General features: G+C 31.7%; 15 protein-coding genes, 1 tRNA gene and 1 pseudogene. 10 read left to right on the top strand and 7 right to left on the bottom strand.

The features are described 5' to 3' along the window. Positions 1 to 496: 496 nt before the first annotated feature. Both ACQYZ7_RS08185 and ACQYZ7_RS08180 read right to left on the bottom strand, forming a co-directional pair. Positions 497 to 1,228, bottom strand: coding sequence for a hypothetical protein (locus ACQYZ7_RS08185; RefSeq protein ID WP_303506548.1), 732 nt, complete (start codon positions 1,226 to 1,228; stop codon positions 497 to 499). A 113-nt stretch (positions 1,229 to 1,341) separates the two neighbouring features. Continuing rightward, on the bottom strand, positions 1,342 to 2,307 hold the full coding sequence (locus ACQYZ7_RS08180; protein ID WP_430729284.1) for a hypothetical protein: 966 nt from the start codon (positions 2,305 to 2,307) through the stop codon (positions 1,342 to 1,344). A 595-nt stretch (positions 2,308 to 2,902) separates the two neighbouring features. On the opposite strand from ACQYZ7_RS08180, the pseudogene ACQYZ7_RS08175 reads away from it, so the two are divergent. Then, positions 2,903 to 3,069 (top strand): annotated as a pseudogene (locus ACQYZ7_RS08175) (IS110-like element ISCaa14 family transposase); the annotation flags it as partial. A 7-nt stretch (positions 3,070 to 3,076) separates the two neighbouring features. Here ACQYZ7_RS08175 and ACQYZ7_RS08170 read toward each other — a convergent pair. The 3 genes from ACQYZ7_RS08170 to ACQYZ7_RS08160 all read right to left on the bottom strand — a co-directional run bounded on the left by ACQYZ7_RS08170 (position 3,077) and on the right by ACQYZ7_RS08160 (position 5,403). Further along, positions 3,077 to 3,484, bottom strand: coding sequence for a hypothetical protein (locus ACQYZ7_RS08170; protein WP_430729283.1), 408 nt, complete (start codon positions 3,482 to 3,484; stop codon positions 3,077 to 3,079). Positions 3,485 to 3,873: 389 nt separating this feature from the next. After that, positions 3,874 to 4,293 (bottom strand): nucleoside-diphosphate kinase, encoded by a 420-nt coding sequence (locus ACQYZ7_RS08165; RefSeq protein WP_028892988.1) that lies wholly within the window; start codon positions 4,291 to 4,293, stop codon positions 3,874 to 3,876. A gap of 108 nt (positions 4,294 to 4,401) precedes the next feature. Further along, positions 4,402 to 5,403 carry an alkaline phosphatase D family protein gene (locus ACQYZ7_RS08160; protein WP_430729282.1) on the bottom strand — a complete coding sequence of 334 codons (1,002 nt, stop codon included), beginning with the start codon at positions 5,401 to 5,403 and terminating at the stop codon, positions 4,402 to 4,404. Positions 5,404 to 5,485: 82 nt separating this feature from the next. On the opposite strand from ACQYZ7_RS08160, the gene ACQYZ7_RS08155 reads away from it, so the two are divergent. From ACQYZ7_RS08155 to ACQYZ7_RS08135, 5 genes are all read left to right on the top strand, one after another. Beyond that, complete coding sequence (locus ACQYZ7_RS08155) at positions 5,486 to 6,514, top strand: DHH family phosphoesterase (protein ID WP_430729281.1); 1,029 nt, start codon at positions 5,486 to 5,488, stop codon at positions 6,512 to 6,514. Then, complete coding sequence (gldI, locus tag ACQYZ7_RS08150) at positions 6,504 to 7,037, top strand: gliding motility-associated peptidyl-prolyl isomerase GldI (RefSeq protein WP_430729280.1); 534 nt, start codon at positions 6,504 to 6,506, stop codon at positions 7,035 to 7,037. Before ACQYZ7_RS08155 ends, gldI begins: the two co-directional genes overlap by 11 nt. Next, positions 7,034 to 7,759 (top strand): FKBP-type peptidyl-prolyl cis-trans isomerase, encoded by a 726-nt coding sequence (locus tag ACQYZ7_RS08145; RefSeq protein ID WP_430729279.1) that lies wholly within the window; start codon positions 7,034 to 7,036, stop codon positions 7,757 to 7,759. The genes gldI and ACQYZ7_RS08145 overlap by 4 nt, the downstream gene beginning before the upstream one ends. 87 nt (positions 7,760 to 7,846) lie before the next feature. Further along, a complete protein-coding gene (locus ACQYZ7_RS08140) occupies positions 7,847 to 8,896 on the top strand; it encodes a peptidylprolyl isomerase (RefSeq protein WP_430729278.1) in 1,050 nt (349 codons plus the stop codon). Between the two features lie 2 nt (positions 8,897 to 8,898). Continuing rightward, positions 8,899 to 9,471, top strand: a complete 573-nt coding sequence (locus ACQYZ7_RS08135; RefSeq protein ID WP_430729277.1) for a phosphatase PAP2 family protein — start codon at positions 8,899 to 8,901, stop codon at positions 9,469 to 9,471. A gap of 114 nt (positions 9,472 to 9,585) precedes the next feature. Here the strand turns inward: ACQYZ7_RS08135 and ACQYZ7_RS08130 are convergent. Further along, a tRNA-Ser gene (locus tag ACQYZ7_RS08130) sits at positions 9,586 to 9,670 on the bottom strand. Positions 9,671 to 9,963: 293 nt separating this feature from the next. Between ACQYZ7_RS08130 and aroC the strand changes: the two genes are divergently transcribed. Then, the gene (gene aroC, locus ACQYZ7_RS08125) at positions 9,964 to 11,028 is read left to right on the top strand and encodes a chorismate synthase (protein ID WP_430729276.1); all 1,065 of its coding nucleotides are present in this window, start codon (positions 9,964 to 9,966) and stop codon (positions 11,026 to 11,028) included. Positions 11,029 to 11,091: 63 nt separating this feature from the next. Here the strand turns inward: aroC and ACQYZ7_RS08120 are convergent, their stop codons facing one another. Then, entirely contained in the window at positions 11,092 to 11,931 is an 840-nt protein-coding gene (locus ACQYZ7_RS08120) for a M57 family metalloprotease (RefSeq protein ID WP_430729275.1), read from the bottom strand. Between the two features lie 215 nt (positions 11,932 to 12,146). On the opposite strand from ACQYZ7_RS08120, the gene ACQYZ7_RS08115 reads away from it, so the two are divergent. The 3 genes from ACQYZ7_RS08115 to ACQYZ7_RS08105 all read left to right on the top strand — a co-directional run bounded on the left by ACQYZ7_RS08115 (position 12,147) and on the right by ACQYZ7_RS08105 (position 16,069). After that, the gene (locus ACQYZ7_RS08115; protein WP_430729274.1) at positions 12,147 to 14,828 is read left to right on the top strand and encodes a S8 family peptidase; all 2,682 of its coding nucleotides are present in this window, start codon (positions 12,147 to 12,149) and stop codon (positions 14,826 to 14,828) included. A gap of 175 nt (positions 14,829 to 15,003) precedes the next feature. Continuing rightward, entirely contained in the window at positions 15,004 to 15,423 is a 420-nt protein-coding gene (locus ACQYZ7_RS08110; protein ID WP_430729273.1) for a hypothetical protein, read from the top strand. Then, entirely contained in the window at positions 15,386 to 16,069 is a 684-nt protein-coding gene (locus ACQYZ7_RS08105) for a radical SAM protein (protein ID WP_430729272.1), read from the top strand. Before ACQYZ7_RS08110 ends, ACQYZ7_RS08105 begins: the two co-directional genes overlap by 38 nt. The last annotated feature ends 450 nt before the right edge of the window (positions 16,070 to 16,519 follow it).

Here is a 16,519-nt window from a genome sequence, read left to right as displayed (position 1 = left end):
TAGTGCGAGGTTAGAAGCACTTCACTTTTGTTTAACCTTAAGGTTATAATAGTCTATTTTTTCGTATTTAGCACTTTACTCCGCATTACGCTTATACTTTGTTGGTAGTAGTTTTTTTCCAATTATCATTTGAGAATAATAAATCAAAATAGAAATTACCATACTTGGCACTATAAATAACAGTAGGTCATACAAAATTATTTCAAAACCATATTTAAAAGAGCTTATTAAAATTATGACCGCTAATAATATATTTATTGTAATAAAAAGTAATAAATGTTTTAAGTAATTTTTTATTAAAAGTATTGAAAATGGTGCAAGCCACCAAAACACAAAAAAATAGAAATAGTAACTATAATTTACGTAACTACTGATTTCGGTAAATTTTTTTATGTGATTACTAACTATTCCTTCGATTAAAGGAAAAACAAACTGTCCAACTAAAAGCAGTATTAGAAAATTAGACAAACAAGATAAAAAATAAAATTTTCGCATTCTATATGTAAAAGTAAGTGTGATTGCTATTATTTAGTTCTCTTTTTCCTGAAAGTGTTAATGCCCCGTCACATTCTATACTCCCCATATAAGATCTACCCCTACCTCTGCCTGCGCCGATAGAGCAAAACCCATCATCAGCAACCCAATATTTTTGAATACTTGTAATAATTTCTACATGTCCTTTTCCAAAAACAACAATATCTCCAACTTGAACATCTTTATAATTTTTTCGTTTTCTTAAAGAAGATTTACCCATATAGATTTGTTCTGGGTCATAATAATGATTATTTGATGAAGTAAAGTTATTTAAACCGTATAAATAAATAGCATCACCAACAAAAACATTACAAAGCCAACGTTTTCCGTTTCCTAAATCACTCCAGAACACACTGTATAAGTTTACTTTCCATTTACTCATACAAGCTTCTCTTAATCTAGAAAAGTGAGATATATTGTCTAAGTTAATTCCCCTCCCTTCATACCCAAACCCAGCAAGAGTTGAAATTGTCATTCGTTGCTTCATACTAAGGTTATTCCATTTTCGTTTTCTCTCAGATGATTTTAATTTTTTCCAATCTATAAGACTTGGAAACATAGGTCTTCTTGTAGCTCCATCTAAATTTGGATTTGGAGAAAAAAACCAATTCTGTTTTCTTTCATGGTATTCCCAGTATGAATCCATTATTTCTTTATTTGTTCCTAATTGTTTTGCTATTTCTGCTAATCGCATCTTTTTCTCTTTATTTTTTAATTACAGCAAACGGTTAGTATAAGAAACGTAGGGCAGGTGATGAGCACTTTCGTTTCGGTTTAGCACAAACGCTCTGTGTTTTTTATACCTTGTTATGCACTTTGTTCTTTCAGTTTTAAATTACCATCTAAATCTCTCACCGCATTCACTAAGTCATTTAGGTTGCCCTCCTCAATTATCTTTTCAGGTTTTTCAATATAATCGGTAAGTAATAATTTTGTTGAAATAATAGGAAAATGAAAATTACTTGTTTCAGCCATTAAAGATAGAGTTGACTTTTCTGGAAATTCTTCGTTTTTTTGAAAATGTAAATATGAATCACCTTTAGTATTATCAAATAGTTCAAAAATAATATTATGGAGTATGCATAAAATACATAGAATTATCTCATTAAGAGTATGTTCATTAAATCCTATTTTTTTAAATAAATATTTGTTTTGAATTCTATTTATAGCTCTAATTAATTCTCCTTCAATTTCAGTTTGAGTAAAAGCAGGTTTTCCTGTAATAGTTCCCCTTATAAACTTTAGTAAGTCGTCAATTTTTTCTTTTTTATTATCTTTTATGTAAGGTTTTAAAATGAATTTTCCATTCTTTTTTGAGTAAGAACTTTTGACTAAATTTTGAACTTCTCTTTTGGTCATTTTATAATATTGAAGAAAAGTTTCTTCAGATATTTCCTCTATACCTTCGATAATGATGATTTCAAATAATTTTTTGTCGATTTCTTCCACCTTTATGTATGATAAAATTTGGTCAGAAAAAAAGTTCCAAGGTTTATTGGGATTATTTGCAACAGAATCTTTAACTTTTTCAGAACCTTCCTTCATAAACTTTTGTTTGGCATATCTTGAATCAACTCTTCGATGACATATTCCTTTGTCTCTTTCAGGGTGTGCAACAAAATCGCAAATCTCCCTTAAGAAATATTCGTCATAAAGTTCTGCACGAATTTCTATTAAAAAAAGCTTTATATCGTCTTCTGAAAATTTGCATTCAGTTAAAAAATCAATTCTTTGACAAAGTTTGATGATATGTTTTGGGATTTTTTTTGGCATTGTGCATAACTAGTTTATATACGTAATAAAATTACTGTTATATTCTCTTAAGGGTAGGATAAGCGGAATTTTTAGCAATTTTTATATGCTATCAAATATATTAAAACTAGTGCTTTACCTGAAATAAAGTTATTAACGAGTTATTACTATTTGTTAATTAATTATACAACTCCAACGAACTTACTACAAGATGTGTACAAATTCTTACGGAATACCATAAGCTAAGTTATTTAGGGGATAAAAGATGTTTTACGAAGTAGCAACTGTTCTATATATCGCTGTTGACACACTTTATTGAATACTCCCCAACGAACCGTCAGCGCGTCACGCTGAGCTTTCCTCAAGGCAATGAAACCGTCAGCGAGTTTCGCTGAGCTTTTCTCAACCCAACGAAACCGTCAGCGCGTCACGCTGAGCTTTCCTCAAGGCAACGAAACCGTCAGCGAACTTCGCTGGCCTTTCCTCAATCCAACGAAACCATCAGCGAGCTTCGCTGAGCTTTCCTCAACACAACAAAACCATCAGCGAGCTTCGCTGGCATTTCCTCAACGCAACGAAACCGTCAGCGCGTCACGCTGAGCTTTCCTCATAAATATGTAAATACAATAAAGTGTGTAGAGAATTATATAAATGAATTGTAGCTAGGGTAAGAGTAAAAAACTTGCTTTAATAGCGGTGTGTAATAAGCTACTAAAACAAGCTTTTGCAATAGTAAAAACTCGTTACATAATTGTAACGAGTTTTATTAGGTTTCTTTATTAAGTTGAAGTTAAACAATAACTAATGATGATTTATCATTAGAATCATACTTGATATTAATTACTTCTCCAACTTTAGGTATAGATAGTTTAGAGACATGTGTTGTAGTACTAATGTCAAAGTTCTCACCAGATTCTGGTTCAACATGAAGGCTTAACAGAATAATAGGATCGAAATTCACTAATGATCCTGTGTCTTGCACTAGAGAAACTTTAGCTTTAGCAGATATTCCTTCTGTAATTAATCTTTGTTGTTTACCAACTAAATCAATTTGAGCTTCTGAAGCTTCAAGTATGTCATTTGTTTCGTTAACAAAATCCTTACCTAAGAATAATTTTGTTAGCCAGCCAACTATACCCCCTGATACTACTTTTTTTGTTTGTTGAATTGCTTCTTTTGGGTCTTGATCTTTTGTCATTTTTTTAATTTTAAGTTGTAGAATTATTTTTCTGCTTTTTTTAAGCGGAAGGCAAATTTATGTAATATAAAGGCTTTTGATGTGTTTTAAAAAGGAAGTTTTTTAATAAAACAACTATTAAGTATTAAGTATTTGTTTTTGAGTTTATTGTTCGGTTTTGAAGTTGTTATTAAGGTATATAATTAAGTAGTATATCTACTAAATAGAATCCTAATTCATAATTGTAAACGGTATAGCTGAACTTTTAGATAGAACTATATTAGTATTGAGGGTGAGATTGCTGCTCAAAGTTTATAATGATAACAGGGTAATAAAAAACTCGTTACAGTTAAGTAACGAGTTTTTAATATCTATAAATCTAACGATCTAATTATTTATCTAACGAAAGATTAAAACATTTCTCTACCTGAAAAGTGGAATGCACCTTCGATAGCAGCGTTTTCATCAGAATCAGAACCGTGTACTGCATTTTCACCAATAGAAGTAGCGTATAACTGACGGATAGTTCCTTCAGCAGCTTCAGCTGGGTTTGTAGCACCGATTAAAGTTCTAAAATCTTCAACAGCGTTGTCTTTTTCTAAGATAGCAGCGATGATTGGTCCGCGAGTCATAAACTCAACTAATTCACCAAAGAAAGGACGCTCGCTGTGTACTCCGTAAAAAGTTTCAGCATCACGCTTAGTCATTTGAGTTTTTTTCATAGCTACGATTCTGAAACCTGCAGCATTAATTTTTTCTAAAATTGCACCAGTATGTCCGTTTTCAACAGCATCTGGTTTAATCATTGTAAAAGTTCTATTTGTTGCCATTATTAAATGTAATAAATATCAGTATATGATAAATTTCTTAATTGTTGTTGCTTATGCAAACTTCGCATAAATCGGCGCAAAAATACACTTTTTAATGTTATTAGCAAGTTAAGGGTATATTTGGTTGATTTCTTGTAAGATAACCCCGTTTTTACCACGCATTTGAAAAGTAGCTTTTTTCGTTTTTAAGTCTAAAAGTAGCGTGCCGTAACTTAAAGAGTTAACTACATTACCTATTCTAAAGTCATTTTTTTCAGAAGTAAAAGAAGAGTATGCATGTGTTAACCCACTTGAAGTAAAATCAATAATAGGATATTTTACTCCGTTAATGTTAGTCTTAGAAAATTCGGAAATATGCCTGTCTCCAGAAAGAAGAACTACGTTGGTGTTTTTAGCTTTTTTAATTAAACTGAATAAATTAGCTACTTCATGAGGAAAATTACCCCATTTTTCAAATCCGTGTTCTTTAGATAGTACTTGGATACTACTAACAACTACGGTAAAGGTAGCAGTAGAGTTTGTTAATTCGTTGGTAAGCCATTTCCATTGAGTTTTACCTAAAATGGTACCTTCATTAAATTTATTAGGTTGAAAACGTTTACCGTTGGTGCCTTTGGTAAGTGGAGTTCTAAAATAACGTGTATCTAAAACGATAACTTTAATGTTACCATCTTCTGTTTTAAAAGTTTTAGAGTGATAAACGCCTTTTTGTTCTCTTCTAGGAGAGCTTTTTGGAATATCTAAAAAGTCTAGAAATAATTGTTGGCTTTCATCCTTCATTTCAAATTCTACACCTGCATCATTTTTCCCATAATCATGATCATCCCAAGTAGCAAGAATAGGAATTTTGGTAGTTAGCTCTTTATAACCTTTAACTTTTTTTTGAGTCTTATACATGCGTTTCATTTTACGCATATTATTTGTGTCTGCATAAATATTATCTCCACCCCATATCCATACATCAGGTTGAAGTGATAGAATTTCTCCCCAAAAAGGATTGTTAAGTTTCTGATTGTTACAAGATCCAAAAGAAATAGTAAACGCTTCTTGGCTAAAAGAAGTAATAGTTATAGAAAAGAATAGTAAAAAAGTAAATTTATAAGATTTCATGAAGTTTTAATTTTTTAAGCGAAGAAACAAAAAGAAATACATAAAAAGGTTAATATAGCATTAATTTGTATATTCGCCTTTTATGATTTTGAAACACTTTACAGAGCTACAAGAATTCTTGTCAGAACCTAGAAATATTGTAATAATTGGGCACAGAAACCCTGATGGAGACGCAATTGGTTCAACGTTAGGATTAAAACATTATTTAGATAAAAAAGGACACACTACACAGGTGCTAATGCCAAATGAGTACCCTGATTTTTTACATTGGGTTCCTGGGTCAAAAACCGTAAAACGTTTTGATCGTCAAAACAAACAATCTGTCAAAGCCTTAGCGAAGTCTAATATTGTTTTTTTATTAGATTTTAATGCACTGCATAGGGTAGGAAATGATATGCAAAACACGTTAGAGGAGTATGAAAATGATTTTGCTTTGATAGATCATCATCAGCAACCAGATGATTTTATGTATATGTATTCTGATACATCTATGTCTTCAACATGTCAAATGGTATACAACTTTATTGAGATGATGGGAGATGTAGAGTTGATAGATAAAAATATAGCTACTTGTTTATATACGGGTATTATGACTGATACCGGTTCATTCCGTTTTAGATCTACAACCAGTACTACACATAGAATTATTGCTGATTTAATAGATAAAGGAGCTGAAAATGATAGAATTCATAGCAGTGTTCATGATGCAAATTCTTACAATAGGTTATTGTTGTTAGGACAGGCATTGAGCAATATGAAAGTCTTACCAGAATATAAAACAGCTTTTATAACCTTATCTGAAGAAGAAAAAAAACGTTTTCATTACGAAAAAGGAGATACAGAAGGGGTTGTAAATTATGCATTATCTTTGAAAGGAATTGTATTTGCAGCTATTTTTATAGAAGATGAAGAACAAGGAATTGTAAAAATATCTTTCCGTTCAAAAGGGAAGTTTTCTGTAAACCAGTTTGCTCGCAACTATTTTAATGGAGGAGGACATGATAATGCAGCAGGAGGTAGAAGTGATGATAATATGGAAAATACGATAGAGAGATTTAAGTCGTTATTACCTACATACCAACAAGAGTTAGAAAATTCGTATGAAGCATAAAATAATACTTTTTGTTCTTTTGGTAATGGTATCTTGTAAAGAGCCACAGGCGAGAAGACCAAAGCAACACGGAACAACAAACTTTTATAAAGAAGTTCTTAAAGAAAATAAGAAGTTAAACGCTTTGGAAAAAAAACGTTTAGAAGAATGGGTGGCTAAAGATACTGTTAAAGAGTATAAAACTTCACCTAACGGTTTTTGGTATACATATATAACGAAAGATACTTTAAACTCAAATTCTCCACAGTTTGAAGATTTAGTTATGTTATCTTATAGTATATCGGATCTTAATGGAGATATTCTTTATGAAGAAAAAGAGAGAAGCTATAAAGTAGATAAAGAAGATTTTATTCCTGCATTACAAGACGGAATAAAGTTGATGAAAAAGGGAGAAACTATTACATTTGTCATTCCATCGTATAGAGCTTTTGGAGTAACAGGAGATGGAAATAAAATCGCTGTAAATCAGCCAATAAAAAGTACAGTAACATTAATCGATATAAAATCAAAAAAAGAAGAATGAAGTTAACCAACATTTTAGCAGCTACAGTTGTAGGTTTATCAATTGTTTCATGCAGTAACGGTCAGTTTAAACAAAAAAGCTCATTAGCAACAGAGGTAGATTCTGTTAGTTATGCTATAGGGTTAGATATGGCTAATAAAATCAAAACGAATTTTGACGAAATGGATCAAGATTTATTTGTGCAAGGTTTTAAAAACGGAATGGATTCTACAAATCTATTAGTAGAGTCAAAAGATGTAAATAATATCTTAAGAACATTTTTTCAGAAGAAACAACAAGAAAAAATGAAACAAATGCAAGAAGAGCAAGCTAAAAAGGCAGAAGCTGAGTTTGGAGATAATAAAAAGGCAGGAGAAGAATTTTTAGCAACGAATAAAGCTAAAGATGGAGTGAAAACTACTGAAAGTGGTTTACAATATGTTATTTTAAAAGAAGGTGAAGGAGATGCTCCTGTGGCTAATTCTAGAGTTAAAGTTCATTACCATGGAACTTTAATTGATGGAACTGTTTTTGATAGTTCTGTGGAAAAAGGAGAACCTGCTGAATTTGGAGTAGGGCAAGTAATCAAGGGATGGACTGAAGGTTTACAGTTAATGAAGCCAGGAGCAAAATACAAGTTCTTTATCCCTCAAGAGTTAGCTTATGGTGCGCAACAGAGAGGACAACATATTAAACCTTTTTCAGCTTTAGTTTTTGAAGTAGAGTTGTTAGAGATAAAATAAATAAAGTTTAAATAACTGATAATTAATTAGGTTAACACTTGTTGTTAACCTAATTAATTGTTTATAAGAGAATTTAAAACCAAATAAATGAAATTATTTAAAGTCCTACTTGTTGTACTTGTAGTGTTTACATCATGTAAATCGGCTAAATACCCTAGTTTAGAAAATGGATTGTATGCAGATATTCAAACTAATCGAGGAGATATTTTAGTGAAGTTTTTTTATGATAAAGTTCCAATGACAGTGGCAAACTTTATTGCATTAAGTGAAGGAACTCACGTTAAAATGACTGACTCTTTAAAGGGAGAGCCATTTTATGATGGAACTAAGTTTCATAGGGTGATTAAAGATTTTATGATACAAGGCGGAGATAAAACAGGAACAGGTGGAGGAGATGCAGGTTATACATTTGCGGATGAATTTCCAATGGATGAAGAAGGAAAATTATTGTATAAGCATGACGGGCCGGGAGTGTTGTCTATGGCTAATTACTCAAGACCTGTTACGAATTCTAGTCAATTTTTCATAACACATAAAGCAACACCTTGGTTAGATGGTGGACATTCAGTTTTTGGTTGTGTTTTACAAGGTCAGGAAGTGGTTGATACCATTCAAAAGAATGACTATATAAAACATATAGAAATTTTAAGAATAGGAGAAGATGCTAAGAAGTTTGATGCACCAGTAGTTTTTGAGCAAGAATTAGCAAACGTTGAGAAGAAAGAGATTGAGAGAAAGAAAAAATTAGAAGAGTTAAAACAAAAATACCAAGAAGAACAAGGGATTAATGATGCGATTACTACCGATTCTGGCTTGAAGATTTTATCTTTACAAAAAGGGAATGGGAAAAAAGTAAATCCAGCGTTACCAACTACAGCACATTATACGCTATATTTAGCAGATGGAAGGAAAATAGACTCTAGTTTAGATAAAGGTGAGGCTTTTGTCTTTACGGTTGATGATGAAAATTTTCCATTAATAGCAGGGTGGAAAGAAGGTGTGAAAACAATGAAAGAAGGAGATAAGGTACGATTGTTTATACCTTCTTATTTAGGGTATGGTGACCGTAGAGTAGGACCAATTCCTCCAAAATCGGATTTAATTTTTGAAATAGAAGTATTAAAAGTAGGAAAATAGTTTTGATAGAAAATATTATACAAAAAGATAAAGAACTTTTAATTTATCTTAACAATTTAGGAAGTGAACAATGGGATGGTTTTTGGTTAACAATAACCAATCAATTTACTTGGACACCATTATTTGTCTTTGTGCTGTTTTTAGTATTTAAGCGGTTTGGGTGGAAAAAAGGGATATTTACAGTGTTATTTATAGCGGTTATTGTTGCTTTTTCCGACCAGTTTACAAATTTGATTAAAAATACTACAGAAAGAATTAGACCTTGTAACACAGAAGGATTAAAAGAGTATCTACGTAGTTTTACATATAAGCCAAGGGGATATAGTTTTTGGTCTGGACATGCTTCGTTATCTACAACAATAACCACTTTTATGATTTTATTATTAAGAAAACATTTTAAGTTGATTTACTTAATGATCTTATTTCCTTTAATCTTTGGCTATAGTAGAATATATTTGGGAGTACATTTTCCAGTAGACGTTACAACAGGGTATGTTTCAGGGTTGATTTTAGGTACATTATTTTATTTTGGATACTTAGCTTTAGAGAAGAAGGTTGGGTTAAGAAAAGAATAATTTTAAAAACATATAGAATACATATTATTTCTGATAATAAAAAAAGCTTACGATTCGTAAGCTTTTTTTCTTTAATCCCCTAAAAAAAAATCCGAAGCGAAAGCTTCGGATTTGCGGAGAAAGAGGGATTCGAACCCCCGGTCCTGTTACAGACAACGGTTTTCAAGACCGCCGCATTCGACCACTCTGCCATTTCTCCTGAGCGTCTCATCAGGTATTCCCTGATTGCGGGTGCAAATATATGACCTTTTTTCATTTCTAAAAAAGTTTTTTGCTACTTTTTTTAATAAAATTTAAGTCTAAAAAGTGTTGTGAAACGTAACACTTTTGCTATCAATTAGTTTAGTGGGAAAATAAAAATAAAAAAAATAATGAGTAAAAGAGAATCAGCCTAAAAAAGAGCTATAATGATGATCCAACCAATAATTATAAGAACGAAAACTGTAGTTTTTTAGTAAATAAATTCTACCTTCGTTTTATAAATAGTAAGGTATGTTTAATTCATTCGGAAATATTTTAAAGCTAACTACATTTGGTGAGTCTCACGGAATAGCTATTGGAGGTGTAATAGATGGATTCCCTGCAGGAATGAAAGTTGATTTTGAAGCTGTTCAGCAAGAATTAGATCGTCGTAAACCAGGACAGTCTAAAATAGTAACCCAGCGAAAAGAACCAGATACAGTTGAGTTTTTATCAGGTATTTTTGAAGGAGTAACAACAGGAGCATCAATAGGCTTTATAATCAAGAATACAAATCAAAAAAGTAAAGACTATAATCATAATACAGATGTGTATCGTCCTTCACATGCTGATTATACATATGATAAAAAATATGGAATTAGAGATTATAGAGGTGGTGGACGAACATCAGCAAGAGAAACAGCTAATTGGGTTGTGGCAGGAGCTTTAGCAAAACAGCTAATCAATCATATCAATATCAACGCATTTACATCATCAGTAGGAGATGTTTTTATGATGAAACCATACCAAGATTTAGATTTTTCTAAAACTGAAAGTAATATCGTCCGCTGCCCTGATGAAACTTCAGCAGAAAAAATGATTGATAAAATTCAAGAAATACGTAAAGCTGGAGATACTATTGGTGGAACGATAACTTGTGTAGCGCAAAATGTTCCTGTTGGTTTAGGAGAACCTATATTCCATAAGTTACATGCCGAACTAGGAAAGGCGATGCTATCTATCAATGCAGTAAAAGGATTTGAATTTGGAAGTGGTTTCTGCGGAGCAAAAATGCAAGGTTCTGAACACAATGATATTTTTAATCCTGATGGCACTACACAATCTAATTTGTCAGGAGGAATTCAAGGAGGTGTTTCTAATGGAATGGATATTTACTTCCGAGTAGCGTTTAAACCTGTAGCTACTATAATGCAAAACCAATCAACAATAAATTCAAAAGGAGAAGCTGCCGAAATACACGGAAAAGGACGACACGATCCTTGTGTGGTACCAAGAGCAGTACCTATAGTGGAAGCATTAACAGCTTTAGTGCTTGCTGATTTCTGGTTAATGGATAAAACAAGAAGAGTTCAATAAGAAATAAAAAGCCCAGATACATATATGTACCTGGGCTTTTAAATATCTTAAAAATACAAATGTCTAGTAAAGAGTTAACATTGCATTTTTATCATTATTATTAAATGTGATAGCTGGTCCACAAGACTGCATAATCGAAGTATTGTCAGATCCAGTTGGAGTACCAGCAATATGAATAGCACCTACACCAGCACTACCTTCGTTTACGTTACTACCACAGCTTTCACGTGTTTGGTAGTCAGTATGACGGAAACCAATACAGTGTCCAATTTCATGAGCCATAGTACCAGCAAGCTTAGTAGAAGTAGGCGCAATAGATAATTCAAACCATCTACTGTTAATACCAAAACCTTTAGCAGGATCTCCTTTTCTTGTAGGGAAACCAGCAGCTCTACCTAATGTGATAAAGCCACCACTTTCTAATTCGTAAAACTCATTAACCTCAATATCAGCCTTAGATTTACCTTTACCACCATAAGAAACTCTTTGGTAAGTTAATTGGGAACCTAAGTTATTTAACATAACGATAGTTTCATCTAAAGCATCAGAACCTAAAGTACCTAAATCAGGAGAAACACTTACTGTGATAACTCTAGGTAAACCAGTTACTAAATTAGTTGTTCTGTAATGTTCTGTGTTAGGAATGTTTGAACTTTCACCTAACTCGTCAATTTGAGCAAAAGTAAAGAACATGTCTTCTACGGCAACACCTTTTTCCCCCATAAAAGTTGTTATTTTTGCTGAAGAAGTTTCAAAATAAGCCGCTTGCAATTTTGAAACTATTTCAGGAGTGACTTCATTGACTTCGTTACTTGGAATAGCGTCTTCTGAAGAGTTACATGCAGTAAACAAAATAACTGCAAAAGCCATAAGGCTTAATAGTTGTGAATTTAAATTTTTCATTTTATTGAAAGGTTTTAATTAAAAAATCTCAACGAAAGTATGTTTTTATGGTGAAATACGCAAAAAAAGTGTTTTATTTGTGGTGATAATATATTTTTATGAGGTTAGTTTTTCTTTTTTTTTGTACGCTATTTTTAACATTTAATACCTATTCGCAAGTTGATTTTCCTTCTTATGTGAAAAAAATAGCCCCAAAAAGGCTTGAAAAAAAAACGTTGAAAAAAAAATATTATTTAATTAATAAAAAAGATCTGATTTTCAACGATAAACAGATAAAAGTTGTAAGAAAATTAGATGATAATTTTTTGATAATAACAAAAAAAACAAAATCTACAGAGTTCACTTTTAAAGGAAAGTTGTTTGATGTAAATGATAGTTGGAAGCTGTCATATAGGATTCCAAAGCTATTAAAGGGAAAGAATAAAGAAGTGAAAGTTGTGGTAAAAACAACTAATTCAAACTTGTTTTTAAAAGAAGCAGAGGAAAAGAACTTAAATATTAATGTGTTACACAAGTATAAAGATGTTCTAATTCTTAAAGTGTCTTCAGTAGAAATAAGTAAAATAGCTTCTATGTATCAGGTTGTTTATGTAGATACTCAATTAGCTCCTCGTCCAGAGAAAGTACCAATTGAAAAAGTAGATTTAAGTGTCAATCATATATACAAACTTCAAAATGACTTTAAAACAATCAATGGTGATGGGATAACTGCTTCAGTAAAAGAATTACTGTTTGATGTTAAAGATATTGACTTAAGAAAAAGAATAAAACTATATGGAAGTGAAGCTGAAGATGTTTCTAGTCACGCAACTTTAATGGCTACTATAATAGGAGGAGCAGGGAATAGTACATATAATTCTATGGGGGGTGCTAATCATAGTAATTTGTCATCTTCAGATTTTAGTACACTACTACCTGATAATGATACTTACTATATTAACAATAATATATTTATTCAAAATCATTCTTACGGAACAGAGATTGAAAATTTTTATGGAGCTCAAGCGAATGCTTATGATCAAAGTACAATTGATGTTCCTGAGCTACTTCATGTGTTTTCTTCTGGGAATACAGGAGAGGTAGCTTCTGAAGAAGGAAATTATCAAGGAATAGAAGGATATGCTAATATGACGGGAAATTATAAGATGGCTAAAAATGTTTTAGTTGTTGGAGGAGTTAATAAAGAGCTAACTATAAATTCGAGGAGTTCAAAAGGACCTGCTTATGATGGAAGGGTGAAGCCAGAACTGGTTGCTCATGGACCAGATGGAACATCAGACGCAGCAGCTATAGTTTCTGGAGTAGTAACTTTGTTGCAACAAAAGCATAAAGAGAAAACGAATAAACTCTCATCTTCTGCATTGCTAAAATCATTATTAATTGCAGGAGCCGATGATATTGGTCCAAAAGGAATTGATTTTAAAAGTGGTTATGGCAATGTAAATGCATATCAAAGTATAAGTATTTTAGAGAACGGAGGATATATTAATGATGTTGTTTCAAGTAATGAGGTTAAAGAATATTCAATTCCTATTAATACTACAACAAAAGAAATACGAATAGCTTTGGTTTGGAATGATGTTCCTGCAAATGTTAATGATAATAAAGCGTTGGTAAACGATCTAGATTTAGAAGTGAATAGTGGCGCAAATTCATGGTTACCTTGGGTTTTAGATGCTTCACCATCTCAAAGTTCGCTAGAAAAAGAAGCTGTGTATGGAGAAGACCATCTTAATAATGTAGAATTAATTACTATAGAAAATCCTGAAACAGGTACATATAACTTAAAAGTAAAAGCAAATTCGTTAGCAACAGCTACGCAATCGTTTTCTATCGCTTATTTTCTTCAGCCTAAAAATATTTTTATATGGAACTACCCTAATAAAGAGGATAAGTTACCAGCTTTAACAGGTAAATATGTACGATGGATAAACAACTTAGATTTTCCAGTAAGTAAAATTGAATATTCTATTAATAATGGAAGTTGGACTGAGGTTGCAAACTCTACAAATGTTACAAAACCATATTTACTTTGGAATACTCCAGAAGTTAATGGAACAGCTCAATTAAGAGCTTTAGTAAATGGAGCATATTATGTTTCCGAAGAATTTATAATTTCAGATGTTATTACACCAATTGTCGATTTTAACTGTGATGAAAGTATTCAATTTAGCTGGGAGCCAGTTCCGAATGCAACAGCATATAATGTGCAACTGTTGGATGATACTTATATGTATACCAATACAGTAGCAAGCGAAACGAGTATTGTTATTTCAAAAAACACATTTAAAACACCTTATATATCTATAACACCAGTTTTTAATGAAGGAGTAGGAGTTAAAGGACAAACAATAAATTACAACTCACAAGGAGTAAATTGTTATTACAAGAATTTTTTAGCCTTTGTAAAAAATGAAAATGTAGTAGATGTTCGATTAAGTTTAAGCACTTTGACGAATGTAGCCTCAGTTGTTTTTGAAAAAACACTCAATGGGAATGTTGAAATAATAAAAACATTCACTATACCTAACACACAAGAACTTCAAATAGAAGATAATGGTGTTTCTGGAGGAGAAAATGAATATAGAGCTAGAATTGTCCTTGATGATGGGACTGAAACTTATACAGATAGTATAAAAATTGATTTTCCTTTTGATAATACCTTAAAAATATATCCAAACCCTGTAATAGCATCAGAAGGAATGTTTGTGTATTCAAGAGGAAACAATTTAGATATAGAAATCGTAGATGTTACAGGAAGAATAATTTATACAAACAAAATTCAAAAAATCAGACAAACCATTCCTATACCAAATTTTAAAACAGGTTTATTGTTTGTGCGTATACTAAAAGATGGACAACAGATAGCAGTAAAGAAAATACTGGTAAAACCTTAATTGTTTTAAATAATATAGACTTCACTAAAATTTTTGTGTTGCTTTTTGTAATTTTACAAAGTCACTTCGGATGATTTCGGAACCCTATCGAAATTGTATCGAGAAGTTTATATTAACCTGTTCTCGATAAAGTCATTCTAAAGACAATTTTATAATATTTTATTTAGGAATGATTATGGACTACATTAAAGGACGTGGTGCGCAACACAACACACACAATAAATTTATACAACATCAACACGAAGTGTTGGATGATTTCTTAAACTATTGCGAAGTAGAAAACGAATCAGCAGACAATAATAAAACAACCTATTTAGAAATTTATCCTAAAACAATTCTTAATAAAGTAACAAGTCCAGATATTGGATTTTCCTACTCAATGAATCCATATCAAGGTTGTGAACACGGTTGTATTTATTGCTATGCACGCAATACGCACGAATATTGGGGGTATTCAGCAGGATTAGATTTTGAACGTAAAATATTGTACAAAGCAAATGCACCAGAACTATTAGAAAAAAAACTACGAAGCCGTAATTGGCAGCCGCAAAAATATTATGTTCTCAGGCAATACAGATTGTTATCAGCCTATTGAAAAAAAACTTGAAATTACCCGAAAAATGCTACAAGTACTATTAAAGCTAAAGCATCCAGTAAGTATGATAACAAAAAACGCATTAATTCTTCGTGATTTAGATGTTTTAAGAGAAATGGCAGCGTTAAACTTAGTGAGGGTAAGTATATCTATCACTTCACTATCAGAAGAAACAAGAAGAATAGTGGAGCCAAGAACAGTAACTATCAAAAAAAGATTAGAAACAGTTAAAGTTCTAGCAGAAAATAATATTCCAGTAAATGTAATGATGGCGCCAATTATTCCTTCAATTAACAGTCACGAAATATTACCATTAGTAAAAAAGGTAAGTGAGTTAGGTGCAACCTCAGTTGCATATACAATAGTACGTTTAAATGGAGCGGTTGGAGAAATTTTTACCAATTGGGTAAGAAAAACATATCCTGATAGAGCGGACAAAATTTTACATCAGATAGAAGATTGTCATTGCGGTTCATTAAATGATTCTCGTTACGTAAGTAGAATGCGAGGAGAAGGTAAGATAGCAGAACAAATAAACATGCAGTTTAGGTTGGCGAAAAAACTGTATTTAAAAGATAAAAAACTTGCCCCGTTAGATTTTACCAAATTTGATAAATACCAAACTAATCAAATATCACTGTTTTAAATAAGATATTGTAAAAGCATTTTTCATACAATATATATATAATGTATTTCGCATAAGGTGATCTATTCATGTTAGTGTTCCACTTTATTGTTTGTTTCCGCTGCGCTACAACACAACAAACTATCGGGTATTTCGCTGTGTCTTTTGTGTTAGACTGCTAAATACAGTCTAAATAAAAGGATGCCGCTTCAAATATTGTGTATTCAACGAAACAAATAAGATAATAACAATTGAGTTAATCCCTAACGCGAGTTGTCTATATATATGGTAGATGTATAACAAAGCTTTTCTGTTGATAATGGGTTTCACAGGTAAAAGAGTTAAAAAGAAGGAGAAGAAGGAGGGAGGCATAAGAAACTTTCATGTTTAAATGGTTAGATAATAGTGAGTTAAAAAAGGTGTAAAAAAAAAGGCAAAAAAAGTAGTTGTTGAGTGGGAAAAGGTATCTAT

Origin of the sequence: Tenacibaculum sp. SDUM215027, assembly GCF_050566205.1 — a bacterium.
Classification (GTDB): Bacteria; Bacteroidota; Bacteroidia; order Flavobacteriales; family Flavobacteriaceae; genus Polaribacter.
The sequence above is the reverse complement of the archived record's forward strand: the minus strand, read 5'-3'. Positions and strand labels throughout refer to the sequence as shown.